The organism is Rahnella bonaserana, from assembly GCF_019049675.1.
Taxonomy (GTDB): Bacteria; Pseudomonadota; Gammaproteobacteria; order Enterobacterales; family Enterobacteriaceae; genus Rahnella; species Rahnella bonaserana.
Genome location: NZ_JAFMOW010000065.1, coordinates 16742 through 38569 on the forward strand (window position 1 = coordinate 16742; position 21828 = coordinate 38569).

Genomic DNA, 21828 nt, shown 5'->3' on the forward strand with positions numbered 1-21828 from the left:
AAAACAAAAACAGCCACGCCTGCGGATGTGATCCGGGTCACAGCACAATTAGTTAACGCTCATTAAAAAAACATCTTGCACAAAAGCGCAACACCCCTTACCATTTACTTATCGAACGTTAACTAATAGATAACGTTGACCTGAGACTGAGGCGCTTTGTTCCTTATTAAGGAACAGGGCACCCCGAAAAAATTAACGAACAGGAATAATCATCATGAAAACTATCGCAATGACCATCGCCGCCCTGACACTGGCAACCGCTTCTTTCTCTGCCCTTGCAGCAACTGAAGTTCAGTCTGCACCAGCGGGTGAACAAACTATCGGTACTGTCAGCGCTTCTTCAAACGGTGACCTGAGCACCCTGCAGTCAAAACTGAATGCGAAAGCCACTGAAGCCGGTGCAAGCTCTTACCGCATCATCGGTGCTTCCGGTGAAAACCACATGTACGGTACAGCTGAGCTGTACAAATAAGAGATGAAAGATGCGTTAGCAGATTGTTCCGCACAATTAGTTAACGATTAATAAATAAATGAGTTGCACAGAATGTGATCCAGGTCTAAGATTTAATTATCGAACGTTAATTAACAACGTCTGACCGAATCATCACCTGCTGATAAACAGATTAAAAAGGAAGACCATCATGAAAAACTTCACAATGACATTAGCTGCAATCGCCCTTGCTACCGTTTCTTTCTCCACCCTGGCAGCGACTGAAGTTCAGTCTGCACCAGCTGGTCAACAATCAATCGGTGTAGTAAGTGCTTCTTCAAGCAATGATTTATCCAGCCTGCAGAACAAACTGAATGCAAAAGCTAACGAAGCTGGCGCAAGTTCATACCGCATCATCGGTGCTTCTGGTGACAACCATCTGCACGGTACTGCTGAGCTGTACAAATAAGTAAGAAGTTTTGCGTTAAGGGTAACCGACATTTAGTTAACGATTAATAAGCTAGATGTTAGATCGGACAGAATACCGCTTTGCACATTAAATGAACGTTGATGACAACGCCTGGCAAAGCGCAATAAACGAATTGAGGAAACCATCATGAAAAACATTACTATGACTCTCGCCGCTATCGCACTGGCAACCGCTTCTTTCTCCACCCTGGCTGCGACTGAAGTTCAGTCCGCTCCGGCCGGTCAGCAGGCAATTGGTGTTGTCAGCGCAACTTCAGGTAACAGCCTGAGCAGCCTGCAGGACAAACTGAGCGCTAAAGCCAGTGAAGCCGGTGCAAGTTCTTACCGTATCATCGGTGCTTCTGGTGACAACCACCTGTACGGCACGGCTGAACTGTATAAATAAGCACAGCGGTATGCGTCAGAGCAGTAAGCAGAAGAGGCGGCGTTTGCCGCCTTTTTCGTGCCTGCTATTCACCAAAACCACATTTGTTACGGCGCATCACGCAAAACTTATATCCGCTTTCTTGCTCACAGCCCCTGCCGTCATATAAAGGTGTTGGCGTGAGGCATATTTAGGTATAAAATTTTATACACAAGGAGCGTGAAAGGAGACAAAATGAAAGAGGACATTGATGTTGCTTCGCGCCATATCACGCCAGCTGACGGTAATGGCTTTGCCGATTTAGGATTTTGCGAAGAACAAGCGCAACATTTACATGCGGATTCGCAAGCTAAAATCGCACAGACCATTGCCCTGAAAGAACAACTGATGACTGAAATTGGTAACTGGATAGCACTGCAAAATATGCGTCAAGGTGATGCAGCTAAAGTGCTCCAGGTTTCACGCCCGCGGGTTTCCGACGTAGTGAATAAAAAAACCGATAAATTTACGCTGGATGCTCTGATTCTGATGCTGAGTCTGGCTGGCAAACAGGTGAAACTGGTGGTCGAATAATCACTATCACAAAATACAAAAGGCAGGGATCTCTCCCTGCCTTCTTCGTATTGCCCTGAAACCAGACGGTCAGTTAGCCGAGCTTTTCAGCTGGTTGTCCTGCTGATGTTGCTCCAGCGCCAGTTCGATCAGGCGGGTGATCAAATCGCTGTAACCTAGTCCACTGGCTGCCCAGAGTTTGGGATACATACTGATATTAGTGAACCCCGGCAGCGTGTTGATTTCATTGATGATGACCTCACCCTGTTCGGTCAGGAATACATCCACGCGCGCCATACCCCGGCACTCCAGCACCTGAAATGCCTGTAAAGCAATGGCCCGTATGCGATCGTGCGTTTCCTGCGCTAAGTCCGCCGGAACAGCAATGGAAGCGCCGGATTCATTGATGTACTTAGTGTCGTAAGAATAAAACTCGTCGTGCAGGATGACTTCTCCGCAGACGCTTGCCTGCGGATAATCATTGCCCAGCACAGCACATTCAATTTCGCGGCCTTTAATGGCCGACTCGACCAGCACTTTATGGTCGAAACTGAACGCTTCATCCAGCGCGCGCTGATATCCCGCTTCAGCGCTGACTTTGCTGACGCCGACGGATGAGCCCTGATTCGCAGGCTTGATAAACAGCGGCAGCCCAAATTGTTGTGAAACTTCGGTAAAGGTGTGTTTATTACGGTTGGCGCGGGTCAGGCAGACGAACGGGGCCACGGATAAACCGGCGTCACGCAACAGACGCTTGGTGACGTCTTTGTCCATGCTGACCGCTGAACCCAACACGCCTGAGCCAACGAAAGCTATATTTGCCATGCGCAGCAATCCCTGTAACGAACCGTCCTCGCCCAGCGTGCCGTGAACAATCGGGAAAACCACATCGACCTGTGAAAGTGCGCTGGCACTTTGCGTTTCGATTAACTGATTTTCCGTTTGACCCGGGATCAGCGCGACCTGATTATTCGAGCGGTTCAGGGCAATCAGTGAAGGGTTCTCAGCATTGATCAGGTAATTGCTGGCATCATTGATATGCCATTCCCCTTTTTTATCGATACCAAGTAATGTCACATCAAAACGTTGCTTATCAATGGCATCAACAATGTTTTTCGCCGACTGCAACGACACTTCGTGTTCTGCCGATTTACCACCAAAAATGATACCAACCCGAAATTTACTCACCTGCTGCTCCTTGTCGCCAGCACCTGGCTGGCCGCGAATTTTTATAAACAACACACTACGACTAGTCGACAACAAACAGTTTCGCGCCTACCGGCGTGGAAGAACGGTGCGCCTCGGCATTGTCCGCCACCTGATAACTCATGCCCGGTGACAGTGTAAATTTGCGGCCATCTTCCAAAAGGGTATGAAGCTCTCCTTCCAGACAAAACAGGACGTGGCCTTTACTGCACCAGTGATCGGCCTCATAACCCGCTGAATATTCAACAATACGCACACGGATATCGCCGAATTTTTGCGTACGCCACAGCGCCATGCCGGTATCGCCCGGATGTTGTGTCGGCGTTACGTCGCTCCAGTCAGTCGTGCAAAACGGAATCGCATCAAGCTTCATGAGTTTCTCAATGTGGGGAACAGGAAGGAACGCCAGCATAAAAGTGAGCGGTAAATTTATCAATCGCTTGCTAAAAACAATTCATTAACAGCCCGTCGCAAAGTTACGTAAAGCCGATTGTTCTTAGAGACAGCCCGCAGCCCACGTATGGCGGGGTCAGTAAGAATGCCGTCTGAACCCCCGATACAGTTGTGTTGCATGAGGTTTCTGTGGGACAGAGGTCACGTTTTTTCGTCTATGCTTAATGTTCTGTTGAGAAAGAACGCAGTAAGGCGAACGCACCTCAATTCCAACGTGGCGCTGTTTTTGGCGACACGTCACAAAACAAGGAGCAACACATGCCCTATCAAACGATAAATCCGTTCAACAACAAACTCATCAAAGAATATCAGACCCATAATGACAAACAGGTCGAGGAAGCGCTGTCCACAGCACATGCCCTGTATAAATCTGACTGGGCGCAAGGCGATATTAAGCAACGCGTCAAAGTGCTGCATAAACTTTCAGAACTGATGGCTTCCCGTGTCGATGAACTGGCAGAAGTGGTCAGTACGGAGATGGGCAAACTCATCGGTCAGAGCCGTGGCGAAGTGCAGATTTGCGCCGATATTGCGAAATTCTATGCTGAAAAAGCGGAGGAATTTCTCAAACCGGTGCCGTATAAATCCGAACTCGGTGAAGCGTGGGTCGAACATCACCCGATTGGCATCATCATGGCCGTTGAGCCGTGGAACTTCCCGTTTTATCAGCTGATGCGTGTACTGGCACCCAATCTGGCTTCCGGTAACAGCGTAATCGTAAAACACGCCAGTATCGTTCCTCATTGTGCAGAAACCTTTGAGAAACTGGTTGCCGAAGCTGGCGCGCCAAAAGGGGCCTATACCAATCTGTTTATTTCGCAGGATCAGGTGGCCTCAATCATCGATGACGACCGTGTTCAGGGCGTTGCGCTGACGGGCTCGGAAAAAGCCGGTGCCATCGTGGCTGCACGCGCCGCCGGTAAGCTGAAGAAATCGACTCTGGAGCTGGGCGGTAACGACGTGTTTGCGGTACTTGATGATGCCGATATCGATAAAGCAGCCAAAGCGGGTGCTCAGGCGCGCGTGTCGAATGCCGGTCAGGTCTGTACCGCAGCCAAGCGTTTCATTATTCACGAGAAAGTCGCCGATGAATTCCTGAAGAAATTCACCGAGCACTTTAAAGCGCTGAAGATGGGCGATCCGCTGGATAAATCCACCACTCTCGGACCGTTGTCTTCTGCCGATGCGGTGAAAACGCTGAGCAAGCAGGTGGATGACGCCGTGAAGCACGGTGCGAAACTGCACTTTGGCGGCAAGAAAGTCAGTGATAATCCGGGGAATTTCTTTGAGCCGACCATACTGACGCACATTACCCGCGATAATCCGGCGTACTTCGAAGAGTTCTTTGGCCCGGTCGCGCAGGTATATGTGGTGAAAAATGATGAGGAACTGGTGAAACTCGCCAACGATTCCCATTACGGTCTTGGCGGTTCTTTGTTTACCACAGACATGAATCGTGCCCGTAAGCTGGCAAGCCAGATCGAAACCGGCATGGTATATGTCAACTCACCGACGGATACCGCCGCCGAACTGCCTTTCGGCGGTGTAAAACGCTCCGGTTTTGGTCGCGAACTGTCTGATTTAGGTATCAAAGAGTTTGTGAACCAGAAACTGGTGGTGCTGGCCGCGAAGTCATAAATATTTCAACCAGAGTTCTATACCCAAAATAATTCGGGCTGCAGGACAAAAGCTTCAGCTTTTGAACAGCGCTTGCGCTGGCCCTGACAGGGCGAGGCTTGCCGAGTAACGCGGCAAGTGAAGGGATCCCGATGAGCTTACTCAGGTAAGTGATTCGGGTCACTGAACGCAGCCAACGCATCTGCGGTTCGAATTATGATGGGTAGCCTTGATGCATGACAAAGCGCTGTCCTTATTTCCCTCCCTATAATCAGGCCCGTTTGTCTTCCCACTGGTAAATCACATGGCTTATGAACTCAATCTGGACTGGCCGGAATTTTTAGAAAAATACTGGCAAAAAAAACCTGTTGTTATTAAAAAAGCGTTTTCCAATTTTGTCGATCCCATCTCCCCTGATGAGTTAGCCGGTTTAGCGATGGAACCGGAAGTGGACAGCCGTCTGGTGAGCCAAAAAAATGGGGAATGGCAGGCAAGCAACGGACCTTTCGAACATTTTGACGGTCTGGGAGAAACAGGCTGGTCATTACTGGCGCAGGCCGTGAATCACTGGCATCTGCCTGCCGCGGAGCTGGTGAAACCTTTCCGCGTTTTGCCGGACTGGCGCTTAGACGACCTGATGATTTCCTATTCCGTGCCCGGCGGCGGTGTCGGCCCGCATATCGACCAGTATGACGTGTTTATTATTCAGGGGATGGGCAGCCGTCGCTGGCGAGTGGGTGATGCCTTGCCGATGCGTCAGTTCTGTCCGCATCCGGCGTTATTGCATGTGGATCCTTTCACGCCAATCATTGATGAAGATCTCGAACCCGGCGACATTCTGTATATTCCGCCGGGCTTCCCGCATGACGGTTTTACCCATGAAACGGCTCTCAACTATTCCGTCGGTTTCCGCGGCCCTAACTCGCGCGATTTCATAAGCAGCTTTGCTGACTATGCGCTGGAAAACGATCTGGGCGGCAATCATTACAGCGATCCTGATTTAACGCTGCGTGATCACGTTGGAAAAGTGGAAGATTATGAGCTGGAACGTGTGCGCCAGATGATGGTTGAAATGCTCAGCCAGCCGGAAGATTTCAAACAGTGGTTTGGCCGTTTCGCCACCACGCCGCGCCATGAACTGGATATCGCGCCGGCAGAGCCACCTTATGAAGCGCAGGAAATTGTGGATGCGCTGATGCAGGGCGAAAGCCTGACCCGTTTAAGCGGGCTGCGCGTGCTGAATGTCGGTGAACGTTTCTTTGTGAACAGCGAGCCGCTGGACACTGCTCAGCATGATGCTGCCGATGCGCTGTGCCGCTTCACTCTCATCAGTCAGAAAGAGCTGGGCAGCGCGTTGCAGGATCCTGAATTTGTCGTCCTGTTAACGGATCTGGTGAATCAGGGTTACTGGTATTTCGACGATTAATCCTTCGCGGATAAAAAAGATAACAAAAGGCGGCTTCCCTGCGGATGCCGCCTTTTTTATGCTCTTTTTTAACCGACAGTACCGACAGTAATGACTTACGGACGGTAAAGTTCGACCGGCGGCTTCATTTTTCGCTCTTCCGGCTCAAACAAATCAATCTCTTCACCGTGAATATATTTGGCACGTAACATCGCAGAGATCTTATCCATGGTCATAACAATGGCGACCAGGATCAGCGTGATAAACATCACCACATCCCAGTTCCACAAACGCATATTTTCCGCATACACCAGACCAATTCCTCCCGCGCCGACAAAGCCGAGAACCGCGGCAGAACGGGTATTAGATTCAATCTGATACAGCGACAGTGCGAGGAATGTCGGGAAAGATTGGGTGAAAATCCCAAAGCGATGAGTTTGTAACGGCGAAGCACCCAATGCCCGCAAACCGCGACTCGGCGAACGCTCCACGGCTTCGTGCCCTTCGGCATACAGTTTGCCGAGCAGCCCCAAATCCTGCATCACAATCGCCAGCACACCGGCCAGCGGGCCCATGCCGACAGCGCGAACAAAAATCAGCCCCCAGATCGCCATATCCAGCCCGCGCAGTACGTCCAGCAGACGACGGATAATCATGGAAACAGGACGGAGTACCGGCGTTGACATCACGTTACGCGCAGCCAGGAAAGAAAGCGGCAACGCGAGGAAAGACGCAGTGATCGTACCGGCAAACACAATCGCCAGCGTAATGGCAATCTGCGTGAAGTAATACTTAAACGGCCATTCGGAAACGTTATGCCAGACGAACATACGCAGGAAGTAACGGCCGACTTCACGGGTGCCGCGCACCACCTCGCTCCACGGAATGCCGAAATAACTGAAGAAATAGAGGTAGTACAGCGTAATGACGACAGCCAGTATCGCAAGGTAACGCAGATAGCGGCGCTGCGCGGCAAACAAATGTCCGTGCTGCTGCTTCAGGCTGCTGACAACATGAGGTTCAAGCGCATCAGTTAACATCAGAAAGTGCCCTCCACGACGCGTTTACGCAGTTTACCGGAAAGAAAATCCATCGCCGACACCACCAGAATTATCAGCAATAAGGTCATGCTGACCTGGTCATAACGGTCCAGTTTGATTGACGTCATCAGCTCCTGCCCGATCCCCCCCGCCCCGACTAAGCCAAGGATCGTGGACTGGCGAAAGTTGATTTCAAGGCGCATAAAGCTGTAGGAAAGAAAGATCGGTTTGACCTGCGGCCACATGGCAAAACGCATGCGCTGCAAACGCCCGGCTCCGCAGGCTCTCAGACCGCACACCGGTTTGTCCGACGCGGTTTCAATGGATTCGTAGAAGAGTTTCGTCAGGCTGCCGACTGTGTGTAAGGTCAGCGCGATAAAGCCCGGAATGGCGCCAACGCCGAAGGCCATGACGCACATCACCGCCCACGCCAGTTCAGGCATGGTGCGCAGGAAAGCGACAAAAGTACGGATACTGAATTTCACCCACTTAGGTGAATCCGTATTTCCTGCTGCGAGAAATGCAAGAATAACCGCCAGCGCGGTCGATAATATCGTCGAGGATAACGCCAGCTGAATAGTTTCCCAAATCAGTGGCAACTGAATATTAAGTCGATATCCCCAGTACGCCAGTGAACCTTCTGTATGACCGTCAGCAAATAACAATGACCAGTGTAATACCGGAACAGTCTGACCAATATAATCAAAGAAGCTCGGCGCGGAGACAATAATCGTTTTTAAATTAAGTTCGGAAACATTGCCTGACCACAGATATAACAACAGCATCAGCCCCGACCAGATCAGCGCCTCACGTTTTTGTTTTCCCCGGATCTGCTGGTAATAACGATTGAAGTCTTTGTTCAAAATAATATTTCCGATTTGCAATAATTATTATTCCTCCCCCTGCGAAGGGGGAGGTCAGGAGGGGGTATTAAAAAAACAATAATGGTAAAAGCTTTCGCTTCCTGAGTTGCCATTAATACCCCACCCCAACCCTCCCCTTCGCAGGGGAGGGAGTTACGGGTTAGCGACCGCCTTTAGTCAGCTCACGCTTCATATCAATAATCTGCTGATATTCAGCCAGGGACGTTTCGCCGATATGTTGTTTACCGCCGACGGCTTTCACGAAGCAGGCGTGGTCTTCTTTATCCAGTTTCTTAATGGCAGAAACCAGTTTAGCTTTGAACGCCGGTGGAAGATCGCTGCGCACTAAGATCGGGCCGTTAGGGATCAGCGGAGATTCCCAGATAATACGGATTTTCTTCATCAGATCCGGATGGTCCATGCGGATCATGCGGTTGAATGCGCCGGAGGTATAACCGGTTTCGCGGTCGCCGATCATTGACGCCCAGGTTACTGCGCCTTCAAACTGACCGTTCAGCACGCCAAGAATATCCTGCTCATGGCCGCCGGAGAAGGTGACGCTGGAGAAGAAGTTGTTGTACTTATTGTCTGTCGTGCCGCCAAATTCTTTCCTGAAAGTCTGGTTCGGGATCAGGTAACCGGAAGTGGAATCCGGGTCAGCGAAGCCGAATGATTTACCTTTCAGGTCAGACAATTTCTGGTACGGGCTGTCGGCTTTCACCACAACCACTGAGTGATAACCACGGGATTTATCGGTATCGTCGATAACAATACCGACCAGATCTACGGCTTTCGGGTTATTAATATAAACTGAGGCGAAAGACGATGGCGACATACTTAATACCATGTCTACTTTCTTACCTAACAACCCCTGAATAACACCTGAGTAATCAGAGGAATTACGCAGTTTGGTATCCACGTTTAATTCTTTATCGAAGAAATCTTTTACACACTGATTATCGCCGATTTGCTGAGTTGCATTCTGGCCGCCCAGAATACCCAAATTCAATTCTTTAGGAGCATCTTCTGCCATGCTGTGCATTGCGGTAAAAGAACCTGCTACGAAGACTGCCAGACGTAATAACTTCTTCATGTAATGATGACCTTGTGTAGATTGAGAGTAAGTAGAAATAAGCACTGCAAAATAAATAAGGTTATTGTTTAACTGTTTATGGCTTCGTGTTCTTCACCGTATAACTGTTGCAAAATACCGTCAGTTAACTGTTCCGGATGACCATCGAAAATAATTTGCCCTTTAGCGATACCGATAACGCGGGTGCAATAATCTTTTACCAGCTCGACCGAGTGCAGGTTGACCATCACGGCAATATTTTCTTCACTGACTTTTTTCAGCGCGTTCATGATGCGCAGCGTATTTTTCGGATCCAGCGACGCAACCGGCTCATCGGCCAGTAGAATTTTCGGGTTCTGCATCAGGGCACGACAAATCGCCACACGTTGCATCTGACCACCGGAAAGGTTTTCAGCACGCTGCAACGCATGCGGCAGCATATGCAACCACTCGAGCAGAGATATCGCGCGGGCGCGGTCTTCGTCGTCAAACTGATTGAAGAAAGATTTGAATGTTGAGGTATGGCTCAGGCGGCCCAGCAGCACGTTAGTCAGCACATCCAGACGAGGAACCAGACAAAAATCCTGGAAAATCATCCCGCAACCCGAACGCCAGCGACGCAACGCTTTGCCGGTCAGCCCGGCCAGTTGCTGCTGCTCACCGTTTTCGTAATGACACACTACACTGCCATCGGTGAGCGGAATGGTACCGTTGAGTACGTGCAACAGAGTTGATTTTCCTGCGCCGGACCGGCCAATCACCGCCACGAACTCGCCCGCGTGCAGATCAAAATTGACGTCATTCAGGACGCGCTGACCTGATTTATAAGATTTCACCAGGCCTTTCACGTCCAGAACTTTGTTCAAATGCTGTGGCCCGGTCTGAGGATATTCAGCCTGTGCCAGCTTAAGTTGAGCTTGCGCCATGATGCTGTCTCTCGGTTGCTTTCATAATCTGGCGTTCATTAAGCGCGAGTTATATGACACATCAATGACGATTTAATGGACAGCATATGACAAAAATGCAACAGATTAAGCGAAATTACCTAACGGATATCCCGAATGGGGTTTAACTTAATAAGTATCATTTAAGTCTATGATTAGATGGCAACGCATTTAAAAAGGAAGATGAAATGGATAATCAGTCACTCATCGCCATGCTCAAAGAGATTGCTGGCAGCCGTCATGTTCTGACCGGAGACAGTAACACTGAGCGCTATCGCAAAGGATTTCGTTCAGGTGGCGGCAAAGCGCTGGCTGTGGTATTTCCGCAAACGCTGCTGCAACAATGGCAACTGCTCAAAGCCTGTATCGCCGCTGATAAGATTGTCATTATGCAGGCCGCTAATACCGGGCTGACCGAAGGTTCAACGCCAAGCGGCGATGATTATGATCGCGATATCGTCATTTTCAGTACCCTCAAACTTGATCAAATTCAGTTGCTCGACGGTGGGCATCAGGTGATCGGCTTCCCCGGCAGTACGCTCTATAAGCTGGAGAAAATCCTCAAACCTTATAACCGTGAACCGCATTCGGTAATTGGCTCGTCGTGCATCGGTGCATCGGTCGTCGGAGGGATTTGCAATAATTCCGGTGGTTCACTGGTGAAACGCGGCCCGGCGTATACCGAAATGGCGCTTTATGCGCAGATAGACGCACAAGGTGAATTACGCCTGATTAACCATCTTGGGATTAATCTTGGCGAAACGCCGGAAGAAATACTGACGCGACTGGAAAAAGCAGATTATCTGGAAAGTGACATTCTGCACGATCAGCGTCTGGCGTCTGATCATGATTATGCTGCACGGGTGCGTGAAGTGGACGCGGATACGCCTTCGCGTTTTAACGCCGATGAGCGACGTCTGTTTGAAGCCTCGGGTTGCGCCGGAAAACTGGCCGTTTTCGCCGTACGTCTGGACACCTTCCCGGCTGAAACTCAGCAGCAGGTATTCTATATCGGCACCAATGACACGGCGGTGCTGACCGAATTACGTCGTCAGATCTTGCGTGATTTTGCGAATCTGCCGGTGGCCGGTGAATACATGCATCGGGATATTTTCGATATCACTGAAGTGTACGGCAAAGACACGTTCATGATGATCGATAAACTTGGCACAGACAAAATGCCGGACATGTTTACCGCTAAAGGGAAGTTCGATGCGCATGCCAGTAAAGTCCCTTTCCTGCCGAAAAACTTCAGCGACCGCGTTATGCAGTGTCTGAGCAAAGCTTTGCCAAATCACCTTCCGCCACGCATGAAGCAGTACCGCGACCGGTTTGAACATCATTTACTGCTGAAAATGTCAGGCCCTGGCATTGATGAAGCCAGAACATTTCTGACGCGTTTCTTCAGTGAGGGTCAGGGTGATTTCTTTATCTGCTCGGCGGACGAGGGCAAAAAAGCGTTCCTGCACCGTTTCGCCGCAGCCGGTGCTGCTGTGCGCTATCACGCGGTACATGAAAAAGAAGTGGAAGATATTCTGGCACTGGATATCGCACTGCGCCGTAACGACCGCGACTGGTTCGAAACATTGCCGGAAGATATCGACAATCAGCTGGTGGCAAAACTGTATTACGGCCATTTCATGTGCCACGTTTTCCATCAGGATTACATTGTCAAAAAAGGTACGAACAGTAAGGCGCTGAAACACCGGATGCTTGAACTGCTCGATGCCAAAGGCGCGGAATATCCGGCCGAGCATAACGTCGGACATCTGTATCTGGCAAAACCGCATCTGAAAGAGTTCTACCGGCAGGCCGACCCAACCAACAGCTTCAATCCGGGTATCGGGAAAACCAGTAAGATGAAAAACTGGCAGGAATAATGTCTTTCAAAAGAGGAATGGCGTAGTCGGCGCAGGCAATTTGTTCCCGGACAGCGCGGAGGACCCGGAGCGTACATCAAGTACGTGAGGGTCCGAGCACTGCCCGGGGGCAAAATGGCAAGTAAGATAGCCATTAAGTTAAAATAACTGTGTTCCGTAACCCCACATAATCACCGTCAGAGCCAGAAGTAGCTCTAATACCAGAACGCCCATTGCCAGCGTTGAACTGGAGAACAGGAACCCTTCGCGACGGTCGATATTCAGGAAGTTAGGAATGCCGAGATACAACAAGTATCCGCTGTAACACAGTCCGATGATGCCGACGAACAGACATAACCAGACCATCGGATAAAGCGCAACAAGACCGCTGAGGAACATCGGCGTGGCAACATAACCGGCAAACACGATGCAGCTGTTGAGTGTCGGGCGGCTGTCATAACGACGTGCCATCCAGTAGATAATGCGCCCCATCAGTGCGACTGCGGCGAGCATCAGAACATAGAAGATAACGGCGATATATGACGCGGTGAACATGGAAACCATCAGCGTCTGACCGTCACCGAAATTCCAGCCCAACTGTGTTGTACCGATAAACGAACAGACAACCGGGATCAACGCCATTAAAAGAACATGGTGGGAATACACATGTGAAACGGTTTCCCGCTCACGCTGGATTTGCTGCAGTTCGGGACCAGGATGGGATAACAGTCCCCAGACATGATTTGCCATGAAACACCCCCTTGTACGCCGAAAGCCGCCAGCGGCGTGCAGTGATAGACCTTCGGGAATGCCCGTCACACAAGGGCACCAGGAAGGTGGCGACTTGTCTATATTATAGTCGTTATTGCCAGTTTTGCTGCTGCGACCAACCCAATGAAATCAGCGATTGACCGCAGCAGGCCCCCCTTTAATGGATAAAGCGAGCGGCTGTAAATGTTGCACCTACCAATACCAGCATCATGCTGATAATCCAGCGAGTCTGTTTGATCATAAGCCCGTAAAACATTGTTTGCATCGAAGTTATTGAAGCTTCGACCTTCTCAAAGCGCTCATCCATACGATCAAACTGTTTATCGACTCTTTCAAACCGCTTATCGACTTTTTCGAACTGTTTATCGACCCTTTCAAATTGCTTATCCACCTGTTCAAACTGTTTATTCACTTGTTCGAACTGTTTATCCACCTGTTCGAACTGTTTATCGATCCGTACAAAATGATCGTCAATTCTCAGCAGATGCCCATCGATGCGGGAGATGCTCTGTTCAGTTTTTCCAACACGCACACCGATATCTGTTATCGCTTCAGTGAGCGTGACCATCTGATATTCCAGTTTGCCGACCCGCAGATTAGTTTCGGTGACCACTTCCGTCAGCTGAGTGACCTGCTGCTCCACCTTCCCAACCCGCAAATTGAGTCCGGCAATTTCCTCACCGTTTTTGATCCCTTGTTTTTCAATACTGTTGATCTGATTTTGCATGAGCTTTTCCATGAGCAATTTTCCTTTGTATTCTTCCGGCCAGGCAGGGGCACCGGGAAAGTAGAGCATCGGATTGACGGGCGAGATTTCCATTGTGCTGAGCTGAAACATGGCTGTTGTCCCTCACATGAGCTTTCCCTGTTTAGAAATTCTTAATTCTGGGGGGATTTTGCGCTGTATATATAACCATATCAAATCAATCTCCTTCTCGATTCAAATCCCACTGCTTATGTATCTATGTTTCGAAAGCTTACATTTAGACGGTGAATTAAAACCAACAAAAAGAGCCTCTTACAAGGCTCTTTAAACTTTATTGCTTACGTTCGTTTTCGTTTATTGCTGATCGGGATTATGCAATGCTGCCGCGCCCTGCTGAGATTTACGTGCTTTCGCCACGTCATCTTTGCTGACCGCCGGAGCCTGATTTCCCCATGCGTTGCGGATATACGTACTGACATCCGCCATCTGCTGATCGGTCAGTTTCCAGCCGAACTCAGGCATGTCGGCGCTGGTCGGATTGCTGGCCGTTGCCGCACCCTGCCCGCCGTTCATCAGTACGTGCAGAATGTTAGTCGGCTGAGTGGCCTGAACGCCGTTATTCCCTTTCAGGGCAGGGATCATGTTGCGTACCCCGTCACCGGAATTCTGATGGCATGCCGCGCAGTTATCAGCGTAGAGTTCTTTGCCGTTGGCCATCGCTGAATTTGCGGCTAAAGGTGCGGAATCATCTTTGCTGCCCGGCAAACTTTTCAGGTAAACCGCGATGGCATGCAGATCTGAATCCGACAAATGCTGCAGGGAATTCGTGACCGCTTCTGCCATCGGACCGGCAGCCACGGTACGCGAGTTAGCCCCGGTTTTCAGGTACTGCACCACTTCATCATTGCTCCAGTCGCCAATGCCCTGACGGCGATTGCCGGTGATTTCCGGCGCGAACCAGCCCTGCAATTCTCCGCCCTGCAGATGCACACCAAAGTTATCGCCGCCCAGCGGATTTTTAGCGGTATGGCACGATGTACAGTGCCCCAGCCCTTCCACCAGATACGCGCCGCGATTCCATTCTGCCGACTGCGACGGGTCCGCTTTAAACGGTGCCGTATCCAGGAACAACAGGTTCCACCCAAACATCATCAGACGGATGTTATACGGGAACGGCAAATCAGTTTTCAGGCCGTCGTAGTGCACGGCAGGCACGGTATCCAGATACGCCTTAATGTCCTTCAAATCCTGATCGCTGACTTTGGCGTAAACGTTGTATGGCATCGCCGGATACAGATTTTCGCCATTGATCCCTTTGCCGTTGCGCACTGCATTAATGAACTGCTGATCGGTCCAGCCACCAATACCGGTTTCTTTATCCGGCGTGATGTTGGTGGCGTAAATGGTACCGAACGGCGTATTCAGCCCGTAGCCGCCCGCAAAAGGTTTACCGCCGCCCGGCGCGGTGTGGCAGGCCACGCAGTCCCCTGCCAGTGCCAGATATTTTCCGCGCTCAATGGCAGTTTTGCCGGTCATAGCTGCCGCAGCCGGAGCCTGAAAATCGCCTGACTGACTGGCATTGTGCCAGGTTTTAAAACCAGCAAAGCCCAGCCCGCCGATGACAACCACGCCCGCAATAATTGCTAATGTCTTTTTCACGCTCATGCTTAAACCCTCACCAGCGGACCAGGAGATTTCAGATACTGGGTTTTAATGGCTTCGGCTGCCCACAAGGTCAGCGCCCCAACGGTCCCGGTCGGGTTATATCCACCATTATTCGCAAAGGCTGAAGCGCCGCAGACAAAGACGTTATGCACATCCCAGCTTTGCAGATAGCGGTTTACCGCGCTGGTTTTCGGATCGTCGCCCATGCACGCGCCACCGGTGGTATGCGAGGAAAGGTTATCCATCGGTGAGAACGGTTTAGCAGTCGGCTCCTGACGCACAACGGTTTTTGCGCCCATCGCGTGCGCAATTTCAACCGAGCGGTCTGCCATAAATTTCGCTGAGCGTTTGTCGTTTTCGATCCAGTCGAAGGTCACGCGCAGCAGCGGCTGACCGTGACGGTCTTTGTATTGCGGATCCAAATCGAGGAATACATCGCGGTGCGGGTAGCTGTTCCCCATGCAATAGATGTTGTTGTAGTTCTGGTAGCTGTGTTTGACGGCTTTTTTCCAGTCGGCGCCCCAGCGCGGGGTGCCCGGCGGAACATTATTGGAATAGCCAATCGGACGCCCGTTGGTTGAATGCACCAGCGCCACACCGCCGCCGATAAAATCGTGGTGGGTGTGATCGAAGTTGTCGCCGTTGAAATCGTCAATTGCCTGCGACAGCGCACCGGCACCGATAAACGGATTCATCATTTCATCTTCAAAGAAGAAGCCTGCGCCGGAAATAGTCTGGTAAGCATAATTACGCCCGACCACGCCTTCGCCGGTTTTATGGTCGTAAGGTTTGCCGATGCCGGAAAGCAGCATCAGGCGCACGTTATCCATCTGGTAAGCCGAAATCACCACGATGTCAGCCGGTTGTTCCCACACCACGCCGTCGCTGCCGATAAAGGTCACGCCGGTGGCGGTTTTGCCATCCGCTGCTTTGTTTACGCGCAACACTTCAGATTCGGTGATCACTGTGAAATTCGGGCGTTGCATGACGGCTGGCAAAATACAGGCGTTGGGACTGCTTTTCGACCAGTTACCGCAGCCGAAGAATTCGCAGTAACCACAGTAGGTGCAAGGCGCCATATTGATGCCCAGCGGGTTGGTATAGGCGTCAGACGTGTTGCCCGCAGGCACGGCAAACGGGTGATAACCCATCTCGCGGGTGGCTTTATCGAAGATCATCGACAGCTGGGTGCGTTTGAGCGGCGGCAGCGGATAATCGCGGCTGCGCGGTCCTTCGAAGACATTACCGCCTTCAATTTTTTCGCCCTTAATGTTACCCGCTTTCCCGGAGGTGCCCGCATAGCGTTCGAATTTGTCGTAGAACGGTTCCACGTCATCAAAGGTCACGCCCCAGTCCTGCACCTGCATGCCTTCGAGGAATTTATTCTTACCGTAACGCTCAACCGTCTGGCTGTAACTCTGGAAATCGTACGGCAGGAAGCGCCAGGTCATGCCATTCCAGTGCGTACCTGCGCCGCCGACATTCATGCCAAACTGGTAGGTATTAAATTCACGCAGCGGTAACGCTTGCTGGATCGGGTTGTTACGGAACGTCAGGGTTTCCACCGCCGTCGGCTGCATGATTGCGCGACGGCTTACGAAGCGCAGCTCATCGGTATCAATGGTGGTCGGGAAATCGTTGCTGGTGTCACGCCATGAACCGCGCTCAATTGCCACCACATTCAGCCCTGCCAGCGTCAGCTCATTCGCCATCAGCGACCCCGCCCAACCCAGGCCGACGATGACCGCATCGACCTTTTCACGTTTATTACTCATAAGACATTTACTCCTGCAAAAATCAATTCAATCAATGACCGTTCATAAGCGGTTTTTATGATTTTTCGTATTGGGACAGCATGCTGACCGGCTCGATATGCAGGTCTTCGCCGCGACGGTCGATGACATCACGGAAGTCATAACGCGCACCGGGGAATCCGAGCATTTTCCAGCTCGCCATATCTTTGTTGCCGCCATATAACGGATCAGAGAAAAAGCCCTCACGCATGTTTTGCACTAACATGTTGAAGAACAACTGACCGTTGACGCCTTCCAGCGGGATCTCGCCGGATTCCACACGGCGCAGTAAATCGTCCTGCTGTTCGCCGGTCAGCTGGACAAAGGTTTTCCCGCCATTGCGCGATTTCGCGATGTTATTCAGCGCCGTCAGGCCCAGTTTGTAGCGCTCGGCTGGCGTGTCTTTATATTGCGGTCCGGCTTGCGGCAGCCCGTCCTGAATCACCGGTCCGAGACGATAGGTGGTCACGGCTTTGCCGTAATCGCCGCTCAGCTGACGATCCAGAAACACTGCGCAACCGGCCTCTTTTCCACCGATGCTGAGTTCATCCGCCGGAATGATGCGGTCGGCCAGGGTTTCCACCAGGCTGACTTCTTCGGGCGTGAAAAAGGTCCATTCACCGGCGACCACCGGTTTTGGCGGACGAACCGAATGGATAATCCACGGCATACCACCGGAGAAAATTTTGGCTTTAACCTTCAGCGCGGTGCTGAATAACAGCACCGCCATAGAGGTCAGAAAATGTCTGCGTTTCACGATTAAACTCCTGTTGACGGGGTCTGACGGGGAAGTACCCACATCTGTGGTGGGCTTTTATTTTGTGACGGAGATTATACGAAGATGTTAGGCGAAAGTAAGATATTTTGAACCAACTGGTACATACTTTATTTGTTTTAAATCAATGAATTATTTAATTAGTAGTGAGTGCGTACACTAACTAACAAATTTTTACAGGCAAAAAAGCCTGCATACCGGTTAAAAAGTCATTAACGTAAAGGCACGCATCACACAGGAGAATCACATGCGCATCACCTGTTTACACACGGCCGACAGCAATATTGCGGTGTTTGAAAATACCGCGCAGGCGCTTGGGCTGAATCAGCATCAGTTTGTCCATATCTCCCGGCCTGATTTGCTCGCCGCAGCAGAAAAGGCCGGCGGACTGACCGAGGAAATCCGTCAGCAAACTGCAGATGTATTGCTGGCTTTGAGTGAAAATGCTGACTGCGTTTTACTCACCTGTTCAACGCTGGGCTCAGCGGCAACGCTTGCCAGCAAAACAGCCGCGGTACGGGTGGTGCGAGTCGATCAGGCGCTGGCAGAACTGGCCATGAAAACGGCAGGCAAGGTGGTCGCGCTGTGTGCGGTCGACACGACGCTTGAGCCGACGCGAGAGTTATTCGCACAGGTGGAAAAACATCCACAGGCACAGCTTGAAATCCGTCTGGTAACGGGTGCGTGGGAAAAGTTTAAGCAGGGTGATCTGGCCGGGTATTTACAGGCCATCGCGGCAGCGGCAGATGCGCAATATTTGAAAGGTGCGGATTGCGTGGTGCTGGCTCAGGCTTCAATGACCGGTGCGGCCCAGCTGACACAAATGGGCAAACCGCTCACCAGCCCCGAATGTGGTTTACGCGCGGTGCTGGCCTGAAAAACAGCGGGCAAAAAGCAAAAACGCAGGCAGACGCTATACTGATAAGGAATATCATTGGCTTAGCCGGACGGCCGATGATGACTGAAAAGTATGTTAAGGAGAAAACATGAAAATTATTCTGTGGATCATCGCCATCATCTTTATCGTCGGCCTGCTGACCCTCACTGGGGTGTTTAAACTGATTTTCTGATCATCAATTTATTCCCTGCAAACAAAAAGTCCGGCACATGGCCGGACTTTTTCATTTATCAGCGATTGCTGAAATATCCAAAATAATTCGGATTGCAATAAGGCGGCAAGCGAACGAATCCCGATGAGCTGACATTAGTCAGTGATTCGGGTGAGTGAACGTCGCCAACGCCATTGCGGTCCGAAGTATGCAGGATATTTTTAGTCGTCTGCTTCTTCGACGGATGGCTGTGTTTTCTGCTGCTCTTTCTGCTTGCGATAGTTCTTCGCAATTTGCGGAACAGGCACGGTTTTACCCGTTTCCATCCAGGTGCGCAGACGGTTTGCGTCGGCAAAAGCCGTATATTTTCCGAAAGCATCCATCACGACCAGCGTAACCGGTTTACCGTTGATGGTGGTGCGCATCGCCAGACAGTGCCCTGCATCATCGGTGTAACCGGTCTTGGTCAGCTGGATATTCCAGGACGGGTTCATGATCAGATGATTGGTATTACGGAAAGGCAAGGCATACGCCGGATGGCTGAAGACCGCGGTTTTTTCCGCTGTGGTACTCAGTTGGCCGATCAGCGGATAACGCTGGGAGGCCAGCAGCAGGCGCGTTAAATCACGTGCCGTTGAGACGTTATGCGGTGACAAACCGGTAGGTTCTACATAATGCGTGTGGGTCATTCCCAGCGATTTCGCTTTGGCATTCATGGCTTTAATGAACGCAGAGTAACCGCCAGGATAATGCGCCGCGAGACTGGCTGCCGCACGGTTTTCCGAAGACATCAGTGCCAGCTGAATCATCTGACGACGTGTAATTTCGCTGTTGAGTTTCACGCGGGAGAAAACGCCGCGCATTTCAGGCGTATTGCTGATATCGATATTAATCACTTCGTCGAGGGGCAGATTCGCATCCAGCGTGACCATCGCGGTCATCAGTTTCGTCAGGGAGGCAATCGGCCTCACCTCATCAGGATTTCGCGAATAAATCACTTCGTGGCTTTTAAGATCCACCACCATGGCACTGCCGGAAGCAATTTGAACAATCGGGGCGACGGCCTGCGCTTGCTTTGCAGCGAAAGCGGCAGGTGCAGACAACATGCCTGTATTTAAGGCTAATAAGCTCAGAACCAGAAGACGGATTTTCACATGCATTGCTCTGTATTTAGAAAGTTGTCATTGAGTTATGTCGAAACAGCGGGCGGAATTATAAGTGACGCGAATAGTCTTGGCACCCGCATTTTTCAATTCTATTTGTCACAAAGTCTGTCACCAGCGCCCGCAAACCGTGGAACGGCGAGTAAGTGAACACTTGCGTAAGATTGCACTGAAATCCATCTACTGACTAAAACTTACTGGTTGCCAATCAGATAACCAATTTCCTGCCCGTAAGATAATTCCAGCGTATTGCCGTCCGGATCATCAAGAAATGCCCAGTAGCCGACCGGCGCGCCGGAATCAGTCGGTTCCTGACGTAAAACGCCTGCGGCACGCGCCTCGGCCAGTTTGGCATCCATCGCTGCTTTTGACGCGCAGGCGACGCCGAGATGGCCGAAAGGGCCCAGTCTGGTGTCGGAATTTTCAGGGTCTTCGGCGAGAACGATGGCGAAATGGCGGGTCATATCGCTCAGCCAGGCGACAGGACGGGCAGTGCTGCCCTTTTCTCCGCGCCGGTGAATGACTTTCATGTCGGCGAATTGCTGGTAAAAAGCGATGCTGGCATCCAGATTTTTAACAGCAAATGCGATGTGAGACAGACCGATATCCTGGTGTTCCATGATGTTTCTCCATTTTTAAACGTTATTGCGCGAAGAAAACGTCATGGAGTGAAATCACCGGTTAATGCGTTCAGCAATCTCCTTGGACGTCTTCAGCACACGGACTTCAGTAAATAACTCTGTCGCTTCTTCGTACTCTTTACGCAAATAGCTCAGCCACTGTTTGATACGCGCGACGTGGTACAAACCGGTATCGCCCTGCTTTTCCAGACGGGTATATTTCTGCAACAGCGTCATCACGTCCGGCCACGGCATACGCGGTTCGTTATACTTCACCACGCGGCTGAGGTTCGGGATATTCAGCGCACCCCGCCCCAGCATGACAGCATCACATCCGGTGGTTTGCAGACAAGCCTGACCGCTTTCGTAATCCCAGATTTCGCCGTTGGCAATCACCGGAATACTCAGCCGCTGGCGGATTTCACCAATCGCGGCCCAGTTAATGCGCTCCGGCTTGTAACCGTCTTCTTTGGTTCGCCCGTGAACGGTCAGCTCCGTGGCACCAGCCTGTTGCACTGCATCAGCAATTTCAAAACTGCGTTCAAGGGAATCCCAGCCAAGACGCACTTTGACGGTCACCGGTAAATGCGCGGGAACGGCGGCGCGCATGGCTTTCGCCCCCTGATAAATCAGCTCAGGATCTTTAAGTAACGTCGCTCCACCGCCGCTGCCGTTGACCATTTTCGACGGACAGCCGCAGTTGAGATCCACACCGTAAGAGCCGAGCTCTGCGGCGAAAGCGGCATTTTCGGCCAGCCATTGCGGATATTGTCCGAGCAGTTGTACGCGCACCCGGGTACCGGAAGGCGTACGGCTGTCGTGATGTAATTCGGGGCACAGGCGATGGAAAACTTTGGCGGGCAGCAGCTGATCGACCACACGCACAAACTCAGTGATGCACAAATCGTAGTCGTTCACTTCAGTGAGAAGTTCACGAACCAGAGGATCAAGCACACCTTCCATCGGAGCCAGTAATACGCGCATCGTTGTTC

Annotated in this window: 23 protein-coding genes; 9 read left to right on the forward strand and 14 right to left on the reverse strand. The window is 51.1% G+C overall.

Going from position 1 to position 21828, the window contains the following annotated elements; all coding sequences use genetic code 11:
• Positions 1 to 214 precede the first annotated feature (214 nt).
• From bhsA (J1778_RS15770) to J1778_RS15785, 4 genes are all read left to right on the forward strand, one after another.
• Positions 215 to 472, forward strand: a complete 258-nt coding sequence (gene bhsA, locus J1778_RS15770) for a multiple stress resistance protein BhsA (protein ID WP_217173996.1) — start codon at positions 215 to 217, stop codon at positions 470 to 472.
• Positions 473 to 641: 169 nt separating this feature from the next.
• The gene (gene bhsA, locus J1778_RS15775) at positions 642 to 899 is read left to right on the forward strand and encodes a multiple stress resistance protein BhsA (protein WP_217173997.1); all 258 of its coding nucleotides are present in this window, start codon (positions 642 to 644) and stop codon (positions 897 to 899) included.
• Between the two features lie 147 nt (positions 900 to 1046).
• Complete coding sequence (gene bhsA, locus J1778_RS15780; RefSeq protein WP_113877874.1) at positions 1047 to 1304, forward strand: multiple stress resistance protein BhsA; 258 nt, start codon at positions 1047 to 1049, stop codon at positions 1302 to 1304.
• 213 nt (positions 1305 to 1517) lie between these two features.
• Positions 1518 to 1856 carry a helix-turn-helix domain-containing protein gene (locus J1778_RS15785; protein WP_217173998.1) on the forward strand — a complete coding sequence of 113 codons (339 nt, stop codon included), beginning with the start codon at positions 1518 to 1520 and terminating at the stop codon, positions 1854 to 1856.
• A gap of 69 nt (positions 1857 to 1925) precedes the next feature.
• Here the strand turns inward: J1778_RS15785 and ddlA are convergent, their stop codons facing one another.
• Together ddlA and J1778_RS15795 are read right to left on the reverse strand one after the other, a co-directional pair.
• Positions 1926 to 3023, reverse strand: a complete 1098-nt coding sequence (gene ddlA, locus J1778_RS15790; protein ID WP_217173999.1) for a D-alanine--D-alanine ligase — start codon at positions 3021 to 3023, stop codon at positions 1926 to 1928.
• 61 nt (positions 3024 to 3084) lie between these two features.
• The gene (locus J1778_RS15795) at positions 3085 to 3414 is read right to left on the reverse strand and encodes a DHCW motif cupin fold protein (RefSeq protein WP_217174000.1); all 330 of its coding nucleotides are present in this window, start codon (positions 3412 to 3414) and stop codon (positions 3085 to 3087) included.
• A gap of 338 nt (positions 3415 to 3752) precedes the next feature.
• Here J1778_RS15795 and J1778_RS15800 point away from each other — a divergent pair, with 338 nt between their 5' ends.
• A complete protein-coding gene (locus tag J1778_RS15800) occupies positions 3753 to 5132 on the forward strand; it encodes an NAD-dependent succinate-semialdehyde dehydrogenase (RefSeq protein WP_217174001.1) in 1380 nt (459 codons plus the stop codon).
• Positions 5133 to 5415: 283 nt separating this feature from the next.
• Positions 5416 to 6537, forward strand: a complete 1122-nt coding sequence (locus J1778_RS15805) for a ribosomal protein uL16 3-hydroxylase (protein WP_217174002.1) — start codon at positions 5416 to 5418, stop codon at positions 6535 to 6537.
• A gap of 95 nt (positions 6538 to 6632) precedes the next feature.
• Here J1778_RS15805 and phnE (J1778_RS15810) read toward each other — a convergent pair whose 3' ends face one another.
• From phnE (J1778_RS15810) to phnC, 4 genes are all read right to left on the reverse strand, one after another.
• Complete coding sequence (gene phnE, locus J1778_RS15810; RefSeq protein ID WP_217174003.1) at positions 6633 to 7556, reverse strand: phosphonate ABC transporter, permease protein PhnE; 924 nt, start codon at positions 7554 to 7556, stop codon at positions 6633 to 6635.
• Positions 7556 to 8419 (reverse strand): phosphonate ABC transporter, permease protein PhnE, encoded by an 864-nt coding sequence (phnE, locus tag J1778_RS15815; RefSeq protein WP_217174231.1) that lies wholly within the window; start codon positions 8417 to 8419, stop codon positions 7556 to 7558. The genes phnE (J1778_RS15810) and phnE (J1778_RS15815) overlap by 1 nt, the downstream gene beginning before the upstream one ends.
• Positions 8420 to 8579: 160 nt before the next feature.
• Positions 8580 to 9512: a phosphonate ABC transporter substrate-binding protein gene (phnD, locus tag J1778_RS15820; protein WP_217174004.1), complete on the reverse strand. Its 933-nt coding sequence runs from the start codon at positions 9510 to 9512 to the stop codon at positions 8580 to 8582.
• Positions 9513 to 9580: 68 nt separating this feature from the next.
• Entirely contained in the window at positions 9581 to 10417 is an 837-nt protein-coding gene (gene phnC, locus J1778_RS15825) for a phosphonate ABC transporter ATP-binding protein (RefSeq protein WP_217174005.1), read from the reverse strand.
• A 206-nt stretch (positions 10418 to 10623) separates the two neighbouring features.
• Here phnC and dld point away from each other — a divergent pair, with 206 nt between their 5' ends.
• On the forward strand, positions 10624 to 12315 hold the full coding sequence (gene dld / locus J1778_RS15830; protein ID WP_217174006.1) for a D-lactate dehydrogenase: 1692 nt from the start codon (positions 10624 to 10626) through the stop codon (positions 12313 to 12315).
• Positions 12316 to 12453: 138 nt separating this feature from the next.
• Here the strand turns inward: dld and J1778_RS15835 are convergent, their stop codons facing one another.
• The 5 genes from J1778_RS15835 to J1778_RS15855 all read right to left on the reverse strand — a co-directional run bounded on the left by J1778_RS15835 (position 12454) and on the right by J1778_RS15855 (position 17986).
• Positions 12454 to 13044, reverse strand: a complete 591-nt coding sequence (locus J1778_RS15835; RefSeq protein ID WP_113877882.1) for a Yip1 family protein — start codon at positions 13042 to 13044, stop codon at positions 12454 to 12456.
• Between the two features lie 178 nt (positions 13045 to 13222).
• Positions 13223 to 13903 (reverse strand): hypothetical protein, encoded by a 681-nt coding sequence (locus J1778_RS15840; RefSeq protein ID WP_217174007.1) that lies wholly within the window; start codon positions 13901 to 13903, stop codon positions 13223 to 13225.
• Between the two features lie 222 nt (positions 13904 to 14125).
• Positions 14126 to 15436: a c-type cytochrome gene (locus J1778_RS15845; protein WP_217174008.1), complete on the reverse strand. Its 1311-nt coding sequence runs from the start codon at positions 15434 to 15436 to the stop codon at positions 14126 to 14128.
• A gap of 2 nt (positions 15437 to 15438) precedes the next feature.
• A complete protein-coding gene (locus J1778_RS15850; protein WP_217174009.1) occupies positions 15439 to 17211 on the reverse strand; it encodes a GMC family oxidoreductase in 1773 nt (590 codons plus the stop codon).
• Positions 17212 to 17266: 55 nt separating this feature from the next.
• The gene (locus J1778_RS15855) at positions 17267 to 17986 is read right to left on the reverse strand and encodes a gluconate 2-dehydrogenase subunit 3 family protein (RefSeq protein WP_217174010.1); all 720 of its coding nucleotides are present in this window, start codon (positions 17984 to 17986) and stop codon (positions 17267 to 17269) included.
• Between the two features lie 265 nt (positions 17987 to 18251).
• Between J1778_RS15855 and J1778_RS15860 the strand changes: the two genes are divergently transcribed.
• Both J1778_RS15860 and J1778_RS24945 read left to right on the forward strand, forming a co-directional pair.
• Complete coding sequence (locus tag J1778_RS15860; protein ID WP_217174011.1) at positions 18252 to 18881, forward strand: aspartate/glutamate racemase family protein; 630 nt, start codon at positions 18252 to 18254, stop codon at positions 18879 to 18881.
• Between the two features lie 109 nt (positions 18882 to 18990).
• On the forward strand, positions 18991 to 19074 hold the full coding sequence (locus tag J1778_RS24945; protein WP_019105993.1) for a small membrane protein YohP: 84 nt from the start codon (positions 18991 to 18993) through the stop codon (positions 19072 to 19074).
• Positions 19075 to 19274: 200 nt separating this feature from the next.
• Here the strand turns inward: J1778_RS24945 and pbpG are convergent, their stop codons facing one another.
• From pbpG to dusC, 3 genes are all read right to left on the reverse strand, one after another.
• Positions 19275 to 20213 carry a D-alanyl-D-alanine endopeptidase gene (gene pbpG / locus J1778_RS15865; protein ID WP_217174012.1) on the reverse strand — a complete coding sequence of 313 codons (939 nt, stop codon included), beginning with the start codon at positions 20211 to 20213 and terminating at the stop codon, positions 19275 to 19277.
• Positions 20214 to 20410: 197 nt separating this feature from the next.
• Positions 20411 to 20836, reverse strand: coding sequence for a VOC family protein (locus J1778_RS15870; RefSeq protein WP_217174013.1), 426 nt, complete (start codon positions 20834 to 20836; stop codon positions 20411 to 20413).
• 54 nt (positions 20837 to 20890) lie between these two features.
• Positions 20891 to 21820: a tRNA dihydrouridine(16) synthase DusC gene (dusC, locus tag J1778_RS15875; RefSeq protein ID WP_217174014.1), complete on the reverse strand. Its 930-nt coding sequence runs from the start codon at positions 21818 to 21820 to the stop codon at positions 20891 to 20893.
• Positions 21821 to 21828: the final 8 nt, after the last annotated feature.

What these genes read in the sequence shown, in the direction of transcription:
- J1778_RS15845 (WP_217174008.1), bottom strand. Translation starts at nt 15,436, where the DNA reads ATGAGCGTGAAAAAGACATTAGCAATTATTGCGGGCGTGGTTGTCATC.
- J1778_RS15850 (WP_217174009.1), bottom strand. Translation starts at nt 17,211, where the DNA reads ATGAGTAATAAACGTGAAAAGGTCGATGCGGTCATCGTCGGCCTGGGT.
- J1778_RS24945 (WP_019105993.1), top strand. Translation starts at nt 18,991, where the DNA reads ATGAAAATTATTCTGTGGATCATCGCCATCATCTTTATCGTCGGCCTG.
- bhsA (WP_217173996.1), top strand. Translation starts at nt 215, where the DNA reads ATGAAAACTATCGCAATGACCATCGCCGCCCTGACACTGGCAACCGCT.
- bhsA (WP_217173997.1), top strand. Translation starts at nt 642, where the DNA reads ATGAAAAACTTCACAATGACATTAGCTGCAATCGCCCTTGCTACCGTT.
- J1778_RS15785 (WP_217173998.1), top strand. Translation starts at nt 1,518, where the DNA reads ATGAAAGAGGACATTGATGTTGCTTCGCGCCATATCACGCCAGCTGAC.
- phnD (WP_217174004.1), bottom strand. Translation starts at nt 9,512, where the DNA reads ATGAAGAAGTTATTACGTCTGGCAGTCTTCGTAGCAGGTTCTTTTACC.
- J1778_RS15860 (WP_217174011.1), top strand. Translation starts at nt 18,252, where the DNA reads ATGCGCATCACCTGTTTACACACGGCCGACAGCAATATTGCGGTGTTT.
- J1778_RS15870 (WP_217174013.1), bottom strand. Translation starts at nt 20,836, where the DNA reads ATGGAACACCAGGATATCGGTCTGTCTCACATCGCATTTGCTGTTAAA.
- J1778_RS15795 (WP_217174000.1), bottom strand. Translation starts at nt 3,414, where the DNA reads ATGAAGCTTGATGCGATTCCGTTTTGCACGACTGACTGGAGCGACGTA.
- J1778_RS15800 (WP_217174001.1), top strand. Translation starts at nt 3,753, where the DNA reads ATGCCCTATCAAACGATAAATCCGTTCAACAACAAACTCATCAAAGAA.
- J1778_RS15805 (WP_217174002.1), top strand. Translation starts at nt 5,416, where the DNA reads ATGGCTTATGAACTCAATCTGGACTGGCCGGAATTTTTAGAAAAATAC.
- phnE (WP_217174003.1), bottom strand. Translation starts at nt 7,556, where the DNA reads ATGTTAACTGATGCGCTTGAACCTCATGTTGTCAGCAGCCTGAAGCAG.
- dusC (WP_217174014.1), bottom strand. Translation starts at nt 21,820, where the DNA reads ATGCGCGTATTACTGGCTCCGATGGAAGGTGTGCTTGATCCTCTGGTT.
- phnC (WP_217174005.1), bottom strand. Translation starts at nt 10,417, where the DNA reads ATGGCGCAAGCTCAACTTAAGCTGGCACAGGCTGAATATCCTCAGACC.
- pbpG (WP_217174012.1), bottom strand. Translation starts at nt 20,213, where the DNA reads ATGCATGTGAAAATCCGTCTTCTGGTTCTGAGCTTATTAGCCTTAAAT.
- J1778_RS15840 (WP_217174007.1), bottom strand. Translation starts at nt 13,903, where the DNA reads ATGTTTCAGCTCAGCACAATGGAAATCTCGCCCGTCAATCCGATGCTC.
- J1778_RS15835 (WP_113877882.1), bottom strand. Translation starts at nt 13,044, where the DNA reads ATGGCAAATCATGTCTGGGGACTGTTATCCCATCCTGGTCCCGAACTG.
- bhsA (WP_113877874.1), top strand. Translation starts at nt 1,047, where the DNA reads ATGAAAAACATTACTATGACTCTCGCCGCTATCGCACTGGCAACCGCT.
- dld (WP_217174006.1), top strand. Translation starts at nt 10,624, where the DNA reads ATGGATAATCAGTCACTCATCGCCATGCTCAAAGAGATTGCTGGCAGC.